This is a genomic window from Amycolatopsis sp. NPDC054798 (assembly GCF_053611505.1).
On sequence record NZ_JBSHAM010000148.1, the window covers coordinates 1 to 13,891 of the forward strand.

Annotated in this window: 13 protein-coding genes; 10 read left to right on the plus strand and 3 right to left on the minus strand. The window is 66.7% G+C overall.

Translation table 11 applies throughout. The features are described 5' to 3' along the window. The first annotated feature begins 368 nt into the window (after window positions 1-368). On the plus strand, window positions 369-992 hold the full coding sequence (gene upp, locus ACWGIC_RS42265; protein WP_452081573.1) for a uracil phosphoribosyltransferase: 624 nt from the start codon (window positions 369-371) through the stop codon (window positions 990-992). On the opposite strand, the gene ACWGIC_RS42270 is transcribed toward upp, so the two are convergent. Then, window positions 985-1,575, minus strand: coding sequence for a TetR/AcrR family transcriptional regulator (locus tag ACWGIC_RS42270; RefSeq protein ID WP_452081574.1), 591 nt, complete (start codon window positions 1,573-1,575; stop codon window positions 985-987). The genes upp and ACWGIC_RS42270 overlap by 8 nt on opposite strands. A gap of 95 nt (window positions 1,576-1,670) precedes the next feature. On the opposite strand from ACWGIC_RS42270, the gene ACWGIC_RS42275 reads away from it, so the two are divergent. From ACWGIC_RS42275 to ACWGIC_RS42310, 8 genes are all read left to right on the plus strand, one after another. Further along, window positions 1,671-2,072 carry a MerR family transcriptional regulator gene (locus ACWGIC_RS42275; protein WP_009072633.1) on the plus strand — a complete coding sequence of 134 codons (402 nt, stop codon included), beginning with the start codon at window positions 1,671-1,673 and terminating at the stop codon, window positions 2,070-2,072. Then, complete coding sequence (locus ACWGIC_RS42280) at window positions 2,069-3,049, plus strand: aldo/keto reductase (RefSeq protein WP_452081575.1); 981 nt, start codon at window positions 2,069-2,071, stop codon at window positions 3,047-3,049. Before ACWGIC_RS42275 ends, ACWGIC_RS42280 begins: the two co-directional genes overlap by 4 nt. Before the next feature lie 209 nt (window positions 3,050-3,258). Next, window positions 3,259-4,803, plus strand: coding sequence for an NAD(P)-binding domain-containing protein (locus tag ACWGIC_RS42285; RefSeq protein WP_452081576.1), 1,545 nt, complete (start codon window positions 3,259-3,261; stop codon window positions 4,801-4,803). Between the two features lies 1 nt (window position 4,804). Next, a complete protein-coding gene (locus tag ACWGIC_RS42290) occupies window positions 4,805-5,830 on the plus strand; it encodes an alpha-hydroxy acid oxidase (protein ID WP_452081577.1) in 1,026 nt (341 codons plus the stop codon). Continuing rightward, complete coding sequence (locus ACWGIC_RS42295) at window positions 5,827-7,143, plus strand: cytochrome P450 (RefSeq protein ID WP_452081578.1); 1,317 nt, start codon at window positions 5,827-5,829, stop codon at window positions 7,141-7,143. Before ACWGIC_RS42290 ends, ACWGIC_RS42295 begins: the two co-directional genes overlap by 4 nt. After that, window positions 7,140-8,411, plus strand: coding sequence for a cation:proton antiporter (locus tag ACWGIC_RS42300; RefSeq protein WP_452081579.1), 1,272 nt, complete (start codon window positions 7,140-7,142; stop codon window positions 8,409-8,411). The genes ACWGIC_RS42295 and ACWGIC_RS42300 overlap by 4 nt, the downstream gene beginning before the upstream one ends. 92 nt (window positions 8,412-8,503) lie before the next feature. After that, the gene (locus tag ACWGIC_RS42305; RefSeq protein ID WP_452081584.1) at window positions 8,504-9,151 is read left to right on the plus strand and encodes a response regulator transcription factor; all 648 of its coding nucleotides are present in this window, start codon (window positions 8,504-8,506) and stop codon (window positions 9,149-9,151) included. Further along, window positions 9,148-10,329 (plus strand): sensor histidine kinase, encoded by a 1,182-nt coding sequence (locus ACWGIC_RS42310; RefSeq protein ID WP_452081580.1) that lies wholly within the window; start codon window positions 9,148-9,150, stop codon window positions 10,327-10,329. Before ACWGIC_RS42305 ends, ACWGIC_RS42310 begins: the two co-directional genes overlap by 4 nt. Here the strand turns inward: ACWGIC_RS42310 and ACWGIC_RS42315 are convergent. Then, window positions 10,304-10,996, minus strand: coding sequence for a YczE/YyaS/YitT family protein (locus ACWGIC_RS42315; protein WP_452081581.1), 693 nt, complete (start codon window positions 10,994-10,996; stop codon window positions 10,304-10,306). The two genes, ACWGIC_RS42310 and ACWGIC_RS42315, sit on opposite strands and share 26 nt — an antisense overlap. Window positions 10,997-11,028: 32 nt before the next feature. After that, entirely contained in the window at window positions 11,029-12,723 is a 1,695-nt protein-coding gene (locus tag ACWGIC_RS42320; RefSeq protein WP_452081582.1) for an adenine deaminase C-terminal domain-containing protein, read from the minus strand. Window positions 12,724-12,919: 196 nt separating this feature from the next. On the opposite strand from ACWGIC_RS42320, the gene ACWGIC_RS42325 reads away from it, so the two are divergent. Further along, window positions 12,920-13,828 carry a LysR family transcriptional regulator gene (locus tag ACWGIC_RS42325; protein WP_452081583.1) on the plus strand — a complete coding sequence of 303 codons (909 nt, stop codon included), beginning with the start codon at window positions 12,920-12,922 and terminating at the stop codon, window positions 13,826-13,828. The last annotated feature ends 63 nt before the right edge of the window (window positions 13,829-13,891 follow it).

The window sequence follows — 13,891 nt, forward strand, 5'->3', positions numbered from 1 at the left end:
ACGGTTGGGGGGTGCTTGACAAGGCGGTAAAGATGCTTTTAAAAGAACTCCCGAACCGCAGGGGAGGCTTCGTATCGGGGTGCAGGGTGGGGGCTGGCTGCCTGGGTTTCGTGGGGTTTGTCGGCGGTGGGTGGGCGCGCGGCTTGGGTGGGTGGCTGGGTGGGGTGTGCGGGTGGCGGTTTGGGGGGTGGGGGCTAGCGCCCCAATGTGGCGTTGGGTGCGTGGGACGCACCGAATGTGGCGTTGGGTGCGTCAGATGCACCCAACGCCACATTGGGTGCGGCGGGCTGGGTGGAGGGGGTAACCGGGCCCACGAAGGTGTGGGGGAATGGGTGGCGTGGGTGAACTGGGCGGCTAAGTTGTGCGGCATGGATGTGCATGTCGTCGATCACCCGCTGGCCAAGGCTCGTCTCTCGACTATGCGGGACGCTCGGACGGACAGTGCGGCGTTTCGGGCGGCGCTGCATGAGTTGACGGTCATGCTCGTTTACGAAGCCACGCGCGAAGCGCCGGTGCGTACTGAGCGGATTCATACTCCGGTCGCGCGCACTGATGCGTATCGGCTGGCCAGTCCGCCGTTGCTGGTGCCGGTTTTGCGGGCTGGTCTGGGGATGGCTGATCAGGCGCACAAATTGATCCCGGACGCGCAGATGGGGTTCGTGGGGCTCGCTCGGGACGAGGAGACGCTCAAGCCGACCCCGTATTTGGAGTCGCTGCCCGAGTCGCTTGCGGACCGGCCGGTGTTGGTGCTTGATCCGATGCTCGCGACTGGTGGGTCGATGGAGTACACGATCCGGCTGCTGACCGATCGTGGTGCCACCGACGTCACCGCTATCTGTGCGCTCGCTGCGCCGGAGGGGATTGCGCATCTGGAGCAGACTGGGCTGCCGGTTCGCGTGGTCACGTCAAGTATTGACGAGCGGCTCAACGACTCCGGGTTCATCGTGCCGGGGCTCGGCGACGCGGGGGATCGGCAGTACGGCGCTAGGTGAGCCAGCCGGAAGCGTTGGCGTGCAAGGCTTTTTCGTACGCATCGGAGACGCTGAAGCCCTCCGGCAGCCTGCCGGACAGTTCCAGTGACACCAGGCCGTGCACGAAACCCCACAGGCTGACTGTGATCAGTTCCGGTGCGACGTCCTGGAACTGGCCGGACGCCACTGCGGCGCGGACGACCCCCATCAACGGGGCGAGGGTGGCTTGCGCGACCTCGTCGGCCTCGGCGTTTGGTTCGAAGCCGGGTACGGAGCGGCTGAACATGATCGCGTACAGGTGCGGGTCGGCGAGGGCGCTTTCGCGGTAGGCGACGCCCAGGCGCACGAGGTCGGTTACTGCGTCGCCGGACAGCGGGACCGTTGCCAGGCGGGCGCCGAAGCGGCGGAAGCCTTCCACGTACAGAGCGTTCACCAGGTCCGGTTTGCTGCCGAACAGCGAGTACACCGCGGTGGTCGACGTGCCGGAGTCGGCGGCCAGTTTTCGCAGGGACAGGGCCTTGGGGCCGTCCTCGGAGATCAGTTCGCCTGCCCGGTCCAGGAGCTTCAGCCGGAGGGTTTCGTCGTGGGTACGGGGGCGAGGCATGCACCCAGCGTAACGCAACAACGTTATAAAACGCGAGCGTGACCACCGGTTTAAGATTTGACCTGGAGTGCACTCCAGGTCGTACTGTCGAGCGCATGAGCTACTCGATAGCGGAAGCCGCACGACGTAGCGGCCTGTCGATCGACACCCTCCGGTACTACGAGCGGATCAAGCTGCTCGAACCGCCCGCCCGCGATTCAGCGGGGCGGCGCGCCTACTCCGACGAGGACCTGAACTGGCTCGGCTTCCTCACGAAGCTGCGGCTCACCGGGATGCCGATCAAGAGCATGCGCGAGTACGCCTCGTTGCGCCGGCACGGGGTGGCCAGCGCGGGACGGCGCAAGGCGATCCTCGTGGAGCAGCGGCAGTCGGTCGCCGACCGGATCGCTGAGCTGCAGGGTTGTCTCGACATTCTGGACTACAAGATCGCCAACTACGAGCAGATCGAGCGCAAGGCCTTCGGCGTCGCGCCCGAAATGGAGGGAATCTCCGCGTGATCGGTACGAGGAAGCTCGGCGCACTGGAGGTCGGGGCTCAGGGCCTCGGCTGCATGGGGATGAGCGCGGCCTACGGCGTGCGCGACAACGACGGCGAGTCCGTCGCCACTGTGCACCGGGCGCTGGAACTGGGGGTGACCCTGCTCGACACGGCCAACGTGTACGGCGAGGGGGAGAACGAGAAGCTCGTCGGCAAGGCGATCGCCGACCGCCGGGACAAGGTCGTACTCGCGACGAAGTTCGGCATCGTGCACACCGAACAGGGCATGGCCGCGCGCGGTGACGCCGCGTATGTGAAGCAGTGCTGCGACGAATCGCTGCAGCGGCTCGGGGTCGACCACATCGACCTCTACTACCAGCACCGCGTCGACCCGGAGGTCCCGATCGAGGAGACCTGGGGCGCGCTCGCCGAGCTGGTCCAGGCCGGGAAGATCCGTTACGCCGGGATTTCCGAGGCGGGCGCGGACACCATTCGCCGGGCGCACGCGGTGCATCCGGTCACCGCGCTGCAGAGCGAGTGGTCGTTGTGGACGCGCGGGATCGAGGACGAGATCCTCGGTACCTGCCGGGAGCTGGGCATCGGAATCGTGCCGTTCTCGCCGCTGGGCCGCGGGTTCCTGACCGGCTCGGTCACCTCGGTGCAGGAGCTGCCCGAGGGCGACATGCGCCGTGAACTGCCGCGGTTCGCCGGGGACAACTTCGAGCGCAACATGGCGATCGTCGAGGCGCTGCGCGCGCTGGCCGCGGCCAAGGGGGTCACCGCGGGGCAGCTGGCTCTCGCCTGGGTGCAGTCCAAGGGGGCTGACGTCGTGCCGATCCCGGGTACGAAGCGGCGGAAGTACCTGGAAGAGAACGTCGCCGCGGCCGAGCTGGAACTGTCCGAAGAGGACATCGCGGCGATCGAGAAGGCCGCTCCGGCCGACGCGGTCGCGGGCGACCGGTACCCGGAGGCGCTCGCGCGCGTCACCGGCAAGTAGCAGCCGCAGCCGGGGCCTCCGCTCCCGCAGTAGTCCGTGAAGGGCCCCTTGAGGTAAACATATCCCCCCACGGGGCCCTTCACGGACCTTTTGCATCGCGGACCGCGCGGACGGGGTGTCCCAGGGACTGGGTACGTTCTGAGAGATTTCTGAGATCTTCCGACCACTCTGATCGCCGTCAGATCAAGGCGACGCGGGAGGTCGGTGTCATGGCGGACGTGCTGGACTACCTGGTGGTCGGAGCCGGGCCGGCGGGATTGCAGCTCGGGCGGCAACTGGGCGGGGCCGGGCGCACCTATCTGGTCCTGGAGCGGGGGTCTGTGCCCGCGGCGTTCTTCACGCGCTTCCCCCGGCACCGCACGCTCATCTCGGTCAACAAGAAGTACACCGGCTGGACCGACCCCGAGCTGAACCTCCGGGTCGACTGGAACTCGCTGCTCGACGACGGCCCCGACCCGCTCGTCTTCACCGACTACAGCGCCGAGATGTTCCCGCCTGCCGAGGCGTTCCTGCGCTACACCGCCGATTACGCGGCGAAACACGACCTCAAAATCCGCTACGGCACCGAAGTCACGCGAATTTCGCGCGCGGACGACGTCTTCACGGTCACCGCCGCAGACGGGGAAATGTTCAGTGCGCGTCGGCTGATCATGGCCACCGGGGTGACCAAACCGTACGTCCCGGACGTGCCGGGCATGGAACTGGTCGACCAGTACTCCGATTACGACACCGACCCGGAGCAGTTCATCAACCAGCGTGTTCTCGTGCTGGGCAAGGGAAACTCCGCCTTCGAGACCGCCGACAGCATCAACGCCTACGCCGCGGTGCTGCACGTCGCCGGTCCGCGACCGGTAAAGCTCGCGTGGCGCACGCACTTCGTCGGACATCTCCGCGCGTTCAACGCCGGCGTGCTCGACATGTACCAGCTCAAGCTCCAGCACGCGATTCTCGACGGCGACGTTCGCGAGATCACCAAGGACGCCGACGGCTACCACGTCAAATTCGCTTTCGCCCGTGCCGATGAGCTGGTCAAGGAAATCCGGTACGACCGGGTGATCGCGGCGACCGGATTCCGGTTCGACGCCTCGATGTTCGACGAGGACTGCCGTCCGGAGATGACGATCAACGACCGGTTCCCGGCGCAGACCTCGTCGTGGGAGTCGGTGAACGTGCCGGGGCTCTACTTCGCCGGGACGATCACTCAGGCCCGCGATTTCAAGAAGGCCACCAGCGCGTTCATTCACGGCTACCGCTACGGCGTGCGCGCGCTTTCCAAGGTGCTCGACGAGCGTTACCACGACACCGAATGGCCGAACACGGTGGTGGCCAACAAAACCAGCGAGTTGGTCGACGCGGTCATCCGGCGGATCAACCGTACTTCCGCGCTGTATCAGCAGTTCGGGTTCCTCGCCGACGTCCTCGTGGTCGACGGCGACCAGGCCCGGTACTACGAGGAAGTCCCGGTCGACCGGTTCGCGGACACGGAAATCGGGCAGAGCGCCAACGCGTTCGTGATCACCCTCGACTACGGGCCGGACCACGACAAGATCGACCCGTTCGACTTCACCGTCACCCGCGCTAGCCAGGATGTCGCGAACGATTCCGGCGAAGGGCATTACCTGCACCCGATCGTCCGGCATTACCAGCGCGGGGAATTGGTCGCGACGCATCACGTCACCGAGAACCTCGAAAACGAGTGGAATCGCCCGGTGCACGTGGACGCGTTGACCGCCTTCTTCACCAAGCAGCTCTGACATGCGCACGATAGCGGAGCTGGAAGCCATCGCGCGGGAACGGATGGAGCCAGCGCACTACGACTATTACGCCGGTGGCGCGGGCGAGGAAGCCACCTTGCGCGCCAACGAGGAAGAATTCCGTCGCCGGGTGCTCGTGCCGCGAGTGCTGCGCGGAGTCGGCAAACGCGAACTGGCGGTGGAAATCGCCGGTTCACCGTTGTCGATGCCGATTTTGGTGTGTCCGACGGCATTCCACCGGCTCGCGCATCCGGACGGAGAACTCGCGACAGCGCGAGCCACCGCGGAGGCGGGCACCGTCTTCGTGTGCAGTATGGCGTCGACAACGGCTGTCGAGGACGTCGCCAAGGTCGCTGACGTGCTGTGGTTCCAGCTGTATTGGCAATCAGACCGGGAGTTCACCGAAGCGGTCGTCAACCGGGCGGAGAACGCCGGAGCGCGGGCATTGGTGGTGACGGTCGATTCCGCGATTCGCGGACGGCGGGAACGGGAATACCGCCACGGTTTTCACGATCTCCCTCCGGGGATGGCCGCCGAGAACATGCGCGACACCACTGGCTGCGTGCGCAGCATCGAGATGCCCGTTGACCTGACCTGGGACGATCTCGGCTGGCTGCGGGAAATCACGAAAATGCCGATCTTGCTCAAGGGCGTGGTACATCCGGAGGACGCCCGAATCGCGGTGGCGGCGGGAATCGACGGGATTTTCGTGTCCAACCACGGCGGCCGACAGCTCGACAGCGCGATTTCGAGCCTGGCCGCATTGCCGGACATTGTGTCCGTTGTGGACGGACAGGTGCCGTTGATCGTCGACGGCGGGGTGCGCAGCGGCGCGGACGTAGTCAAGGCGCTCGCTCTCGGCGCGGACGCGGCCGGGGTCGGCAGGCCGGTGCTGTGGGGGCTCGCCGCGGCGGGTCAGGAAGGGGTCGCCGAAGTGCTGGAACGGTTGCGCGAGGAAACAGACACCGCACTCGGGCTTTGCGGGGCGCGCACGCCCGGCGAGCTGACCGCGGACCTGGTCCGATGAAGCGTCTCGTGCTCGCCGGGACGGCGGGGCTGATCGCGACCCTGCCGAGGTGGCTGCCCGGCCGGGTCGTCGCGATGCGGAACCGGATTTTCGCGCTGGTCAACGGGAACGAGGGTTACCAGGTGCCGGTCGAGGACTTCCGCCGGGTGTACGCCGATCCGGCGGCCGACGGGCGCAGCGAGGGCGCCGCGCTGTCCGATCTGTTCTGGTACTGGCTCGCCCCGGGACCGCAGGTGCACCAGGAACATCTGGAACCGGGCCCGCGCTACGACGAGGTCGCCAAGACCACCCGGAACATCCTGGTCAAGTCCAAGGCCGAATCGCAGGCGCTGACCGAACGCGTCGCCGCGCGCGTGCTCGACCGGATCGAAACCGGGCCGGGACGGCTGATCCGGCTGCGCGACGAAATGATGCCGGTCTGGGCCGAGCTGTATTACGAGCTGGTGTTCGGGGAACCGTGCCCGGCCGACGCGCGGGACCTGATCGTCGGGCACGCCGACGACGTCGTGTCCGCGCTGAAGTGCGTGCGCCCGCGCAACATGCGCCGTCGAGCCCGGCTCACCGCGTACCTGCGCCGCCGGCTCGACGACGTGCCGCATCCGCTGCCGGCCCGGCTCACCCGCGAGGAGCAGGTCTTCTACCTGCAGGGAACGTTCTTCAACACCGCCGTCGTGCAGATGTCCGAGGCGATGGCGCACCTGCTGATGGTGCTCGCCGAACATCCGCAGGTGCAGCGCAGGCTCGCGGAAAACCCGGACGACGACGAGTATTTCGACCGCGTGCTGGACGAATGCCTGCGCACGTACCCGCTGTTCGGCATCGCGCACCGCATCACCACCGGCGACATCGAACTGGCCGACCGGACCATCGACGCCGGTACCGTGCTGCTGTTCAGCTACCCGGAATTCCACCACGCCGGAGTGGACCGTCCAGAGGAATTCGATCCGGAGCGTGGTTGCCCCGCGCACCAGCAGCGAAATTTCTTGCCTTTCGGCGTCGCGCAGAACCGGCCGTGCCCGGCGCGCGGCCTCGCCCCGGTGACGATGCGGGTGGTCACCAGGGAATTCCTGCGCCGGTTCACGCTCGCCACGAGCGCCGCGCACACCCGGTCGATCCCCAATCGCGGTCCGGTTTTCGTGACCCCGCGTGGATCGCGGCGCAATCCCCGGGCCGCGCTGGCTTATCTGGCGGTGCGCGATCGCTGGGAAGACGTGTGGCGCAGCCTCGCGCAGCTGGTGTTCGGCACCTACATGGTGCTTGACGCGCGTCGGCTTCGGTTGTGTACCAAGCACTTCCAAGGAGGAACCCGATGAGTGCCGTAGAAGCCGCACCCGCGTTTTTCCTGGCCGCGGTGGTGATCCTGGCGGCTTGCCGGGCGGTGAACGCGCTCGCCGTACGGCTCGGTCAGCCGCCGGTGGTGGGCGAGATGGTCACCGGCGTGCTGCTGGGCCCGTCGCTGCTCGGGCTCCTCCTGCCGGGTGTGCAGGAGTTTCTGTTCCCGGACTCGGTGCGCACGCTGCTGTACCTCGGCGGCCAGATCGGGCTCGTCATCTACATGTTCGGCGCGGGTTACGAATTTCGGCTGAGTGCGCTGAAGGACGGACGGAAAACCGTCGCCGCGGTCTCCGCCGCGGGCACAGTCGTGCCGCTCGCATTCGGGGTGGGGGTGAGCGTGCTCGGCGCGAACTGGGCCGGAATCCTGAAACCCGGGGTGTCGCCGGTGGTTTCGGCGGCGTTCGTCGCGGTGGCACTCGCCATCACGGCGTTCCCGATGATGGCCCGGATCATCACCGAACGCGGGCTGGGCAGCACGAGGTTCGGCTCGCTCGCGCTGGCCTGCGGCGCTCTCGACGACGTCCTCGCCTGGATCCTGCTGGCCGTCGTGCTCGGCATGCACGCCGGCACGGCTGGTCCGATCGCGCTGGCCATCGGCGGCGGGGTGCTGTTCGTGCTGCTGGTGTGGCTGGTGGTCCGCCGGATCGTGGCGCGGGTGATGGACAACCCGCGGGTGTCGGTCGACCAGCGGATGCTCGTCACCGCGATGTTCCTCTTCGGGGCGGCGTGGTTCACCGACGTCATCGGCCTGTACGCGGTGTTCGGCGCGTTCATGCTCGGCTTGGTGTTCCCGCGCGGCGAGGCGGCCGACGCGGTGCTCGGGCGGATCATGCCGGTCGGCCGGGTCGTGTTCCTGCCGCTGTTTTTCACCTATTCCGGACTCAACACCCGATTCGCGCTGCTCGCCGACCCGAAGCTGCTGCTGTTCGCGCTGGTCTGCATCGCGGTCGCGGTGGTCGGCAAACTCGGCGCTTCGTGGGGCGCGGCGCGGCTGACCGGCGAACCGCAACCGGTCGCGCTGCGGATCGGCGTACTGGTGAACGCGCGCGGACTGATGCAATTGGTCGCACTGAACGTTGGGCTGTCCGCCGGAATCGTTTCGCCCGCTCTGTTCACTGTCCTGGTCCTCGTCGCGCTCGTCACCACGATCATGACCTCGCCGGTGCTCGGCTGGCTGGACAAACGCGACGCCCGCCGGTACGCCGACGGAGAAATGCCCGAATTTCTCCTGACTGGCCGAAGCTGAGCGATTGCCTACGAAAGTCGAGGGTCGAATGGCCGGATCACTGCGAGTATGGACCCGTGCACGATGAGGCGGAGACCCCGGCGGCTTCCCGCGTGCTCCTGGTCGAGGACGATCGCGACCTCGCCGGGATGCTGGTCGAGTTGCTCACCGGAGAAGGTTACGAGACCGAAGTGGCCCACGACGGCCAGCGCGGCCTGCACCTGGGGCTCACCGGAAGGCACGCGGTGGTGATTCTCGACCGGCGGCTGCCGGTAGTCGACGGCCTTTCGGTGCTGGCCCAGCTGCGCCGCCGGGCGGTGCCTGCCCGGGTGCTGGTGCTGTCCGCGCTGGGAGAGCTGGCCGACCGGGTGCACGGCCTCGACACCGGGGCCGACGACTATCTGGTGAAACCGTTCGAAACCGACGAACTGCTCGCCAGGGTGCGCGCGTTGTGCCGCCGCGACGCGGAGCACGCGGAGTCCCTTCCGCTCGGCGCGGCGGCACTGGACCTGCAACGGCACGAGGTCGTGCTGCCGCGCGGCGAGCGAGTGACGCTGTCCGGACGCGAGTTCGAGTTGCTGCGCACGCTCGCCCAGCGGCCCAAGGCGATCCACCCTCGGGCGTCGCTGCGCGCGGGGGTGTTCACCGAGTCCGCTGCGGAGTCCATTGTGGACACCTATGTGTACTACCTGCGGCGGAAGCTGGGGCGAGGCGTGGTGAAGACGGTGCATGGCCTCGGCTACCAGATCGGGGCGGTGTGACCACCGTCGTCGCCCCGGAAGCGCGGGCGCTGCGGCGCGCGCGGCGGATCATCGCGGGCCAGATCGCCGTGGTGATCACGATTGTCGTGCTCGCCGCGGGCGCGATCGCGTACTGGGTGCTGCTGCGCGGGCAGGCGGCGGAGACCAACCGGCAGCTGGAATTCGCGCTGGGAAACGGGCTTTCCGCGACCCCGCCCGGGTGCACCTACCTGGTGACGCCCCAGGGGCACGCGCCGGCCGGACGGCTGCCGTTCACGCTCCCGCCGGTGCCGCGAGTGCCACACGAGGGCGACGTGGTTACCGAGGAACGCGTGCTCGACGGCGCGACGTACACCATCCGCACGGTGAACCGCGGCGGCGAGGTCTGGCAGGCGTACTTCAACGAGCATTACCTGATATCTGACCGCGAACAGCTGTTGTTGGGGCTCGGGGTGGCCGAGCTGGTGGTGCTGATCGCGTCGGTGATCAGCGGGTATCTGCTGGCCGGGCGGGCGATCCGGCCGTTGGGCGAGGCGTTGCGCCGGCAGCGGACGTTCGTCGCCGACGCGTCCCACGAGCTGCGTGCGCCGTTGACCCGGTTGCACACCCGCACGCAGCTGCTGGCCCGGCGCGGCGGCGCGGGACCGGCTGACCTGGAAACCCTGGTTTCTGGCACCCGAGAACTGGGCGCGGTGGTCGACGATCTGCTGCTGTCCGCGCAGGCCTGTGCCGAGCGGCCGCATCTGGAGCCGGTGCAGCTGGCGGTGCTGGCGGAACAGGCGGTGGCGGCGGAATCGGTCCGCGCGAACGACCGGCAGGTAGACCTCCGGCTCAGTCGTTCGCCGGGGCTGGAGGACGTGGTGCCGGGCGTCCCGACGGCGTTGCGGCGAGTGCTGTCCGCCTTGCTGGACAACGCGATCGGGCATACGCCGCCGGGCGGGTCGATCGAGGTGATCCTCGCCAACCCGGATGCCCGGCACGTCGAACTGAGGGTGTGTGACACCGGAACCGGCTTCCCTCAGCACGAAGCGGAACGGCTTTTCGAGCGTTTCGCACACGGGGCGAACGGCGAGGGCCGGCGGTTCGGGCTGGGATTGGCGTTGGTGCAGGAGGTCGTCACTGGACACGGCGGGACGATCGCCGCGGCCGGGAAACCCGGCGTCGGCGCGACGTTCACGCTGCGCTTTCAACGGGCTTGAGCTTTCGCGCCTGGAACTTCTTGTACAGGAAGAAATAGAGCTTGATGTACTGACCGACCAGGACCGCGTTGATGATCGTGCCCTCCCGGATGAAATGCGGTCCGCCGAGGAAGATCAACCCGATGCTCGCCGAGACAGCGAGCAGGGTGCAGTCGAAGACGGTCTTGATGTTCCCCCACTTGCGGCCGGTCTTTTTCTGCAGGGTGTTGACGAACAGGTCGATCGGCATCAGCACCAGATTGGCGCGGATCATCAGGAAGAGCCCGAACGCCAGCATCGCGTCGGCGATGAACAGCAGCGCGAGGTTCGCCGCGTACGGTGCCAGCGAGATCCACTTCGTCGCCATCAGGTTGAAGTCGAGCAACGCGGCCAGAATTAGTGCCGGAACCAGCGAGAACAGGTTGTGCAGCTTGAACGCCCTTGGCAGCACAAGGAAAGTCAGCACGAGCATGAGCACTTCGAGCAGGAGATTGAACGTGCCCTGGCTGAGCGGCGGGAGCACGAGCGTCATCGTGCGGGTCAGGCTGCTTTGCGGGGAGATGCCGATCCCGGCCCGGATCGCCAGTCCGAGGCCGAGCGTCAGCAGGTAGATGCCGGCGATGTAGGTGATCCAGCGCCGCACCACGTTTCCGTTGTCGATTACGCCCGCGTCTTTGTCGTAAGGCACGACCGTGACCTCCTCGTTGAGGTTTCTTCGAGTTATTTCATGAATCCGAAACGGTCGAGCGAGATGAACAGGGTCAGGAGTTTGTTGACGACGGGTTCGCCCTCGTTGTGGTTGCCCAGCTTTTCGAGCGCGGCGTCGATCGATCGGGTCGCGTCGACGAGTTCGGCGAGGTTCATGTCGGCCATTACGCCGTAGAACTCCAGTGGCAGACAGGCTTTCGCCTCGCCGTCTTCGGTCACGATGCAGCCGCCGACGAGAGTGTCCAACTGCTTGAGGTTGGCGCACATCTCCGCGCTGTCGCTGCCGACGCTCACGAAATAGGCCGACGGTGCGGGCCAGAACGTCGACACCGCGCCGCGGTCGATCGACACGCCTTTGAACAGCCCAGTGACGATGTGCCGGTCGCCGGAGGCGTATCGCTGGACGATCGAAATCCGGTTGAGCCGCTCGCCTTCGTGCTCGGGCACGACCGCGCCGTCGCGGAACGGCACCCAGATCTCTTGGGCGAACTTGAGATGTCCGCGTCCGTAGACGTCGAACAGCAGCACCTTCGCTTGATCGCCCTCCGGGGAGAGTTCGATCGGTGTCAGGTCGAGCTGTTCAGCAGTCAAATCCGTGAGACCCGGCTTGGGTTCCTTGGCCAGGCTGGAGTAATCGATGCCGACGCGGTTGAGCAGTTTGCGGTCGCGGGCGACCAGTTCGCCGCCCTTGAACACATACCGCGGATTGATCTTGGCGAGACTGTCGGTGAGAACGATGTCGGCGAACCGGCCCGGGCTGAGCGAACCGAGGTCCCGGTCCTTGCGGAACGAGCGCGCGGCGTACAGCGTGCCCATTTTGATCGCCTTGATCGGCGGCATGCCCATTTCGATCGCCAGCGAGATCACCCAGTCGATATGGCCTTGCCGCAGGACGCGGTCCACCGAGATGTTGTCGGCGCACAGCTGGAAGTTCTCCGCCGGCCACCGCCGTTTCACGATGGCCCGCAACATGGTCCGGATGACTTCCGGACTCCCGACGCCGAACTTGATCTGGGTGTTCAGGCCGTAGCGGACGCTCTTTTCGATGTCGTCCTCGTTCCAGACGTCGTGATTGTTGTCGACGCCGATCGCGGGCATGTAGTTCAGCAGCATGTCCGACAGTGCCGTGACGCCCCAGTGGCAGTTCACGAAGCCGGAATTCGCCCGGCCCAGCGCGGATTTGCGGAAATCGTCGGCGTCCCCGGTCATGTAGGACAGGTGGGCCAGTTCGCCCAGCCCGATCACCGGATCCATCTTCAGCATGGCCTCGGTGACCGCGGTAGAGGTCTTCTTCCCGGGCGCGAACGCGTAAAGCCGGTACGGCAGTTTTTCGTGGTCAGCGAACAATGTCTGGACGGCTTCCACCGCCTCGTCCCCGGCCGCGCTGGCGAAGTCGAGGGTTTCCCCGAAGACGGTCGTCGTTCCACTGGGGACGATCGCTTCGCCGAACGCCGCCGGGTGCGCGAGCTGGGATTCGAAATGCAGATGCGCGTCGATCAACCCGGGGATCGCGTAAAGCCCTTCGCCGTCGAAAACCTCGCGCACCCGCACGATCGACTCGTCGGGGTTCAGCGCGACGATCCGCTGCCGGTAAACAAGAAGCGAGCCGGGATAGACACTTTCCGTGTGCACGTCGACGATGTTGAGCTTGCGCAGCAGCAGGTCCGCCTCCTGCTCGCCGTCGAGAATTCCGAAGATCGTCCGCACGTGATCTTCTTGCGCGGCAACGTCTTCTGTCGCGAGCGGGGGATAGGTCGGCGAATCCTGCACAGCGGTCCTCATTTCGGTGTTCGGGTCCATTGCGGGCTGCACTGATAGAACCCGGCGCACACCGTTGCTGACAAGCATTCATTTTCGTACGACGTGTACTCTTTTTTCGTACGCTTGGCTCAGGAGGTCCGCCGTGCTCCACTCCCGGTTGCTGCAGTACATCGACGAAGTGGCGCGTCTCGGCTCCATCCGCGCGGCCGGTGCCCGCCTGCACGTCGCGCCGTCGGCGATCAACCGGCAGATCCTGCTGCTGGAGGCGGAACTCGGCGAGCAGTTGTTCGACCGCCTGCCGCGCGGAATGCGTCCGACGCCAGCCGGGGAGGCACTTCTCGCGCACGTCCGGCGCACTCTGCAGCAGTACCGCGAGACCGTCGCGGACATCCGCGATCTGCACGCGCTCGGCAGCGGCGAGGTCGTGATCGCCACGATGACCGGCCTGGCCAGCAGTGTCGTCGCCACGGCCGCGGCGGCGTTCCGGGCCCGGCATCCGCGAGTCCGGATCTCGATTCGCACCATGACCACGCAGGACATCCTGCGCGCGGTCGAAGCCAGCGAAGCCGACCTAGGGCTTGGCTTCAACGTCCCGCCGTCCGCGCACCTCGAGGTCTGCTGGCAGATGAACACCCGGCTCGGCGTCGTCGTCGCCCCGCATCATCCGCTCGCCGGCGCGGACCCGATCCCGCTCGCCCAGTGCCCGCCTTATCCGCTGATTTTCGCCGACCGGTCCATGGTCATCCACGGCATCGTCGCGGAGGCCTTCGCCAAGGCGGGCCTTGACATCGAACCGGCCTTCCACACCAACTCGATCGAGACGATGAAACGGCTCGCCGCCACCGGCGACGCCATCGCGTTCCTCAGCGAATTCGACATCGCCGAGGAAATCCGGGACGGCCGCCTCGTCTTCCGGCCAGTCCGCGACGCGTTCAGCAACAACGTCGTTTCGTTGGTACGGCGGGAAAAACACGGCCACGGTTTGGCGAGTTTGCTGCTGGCGGAGGACATTGTCGGCGCGCTGACCCACGCGCAGGCTCCGCGACCGTAACTCGTTGCGTCGTGTGGAAGAGGTCCGTGAAGGGCCCCATGAGGGAATCAGATTCCCTCAAGG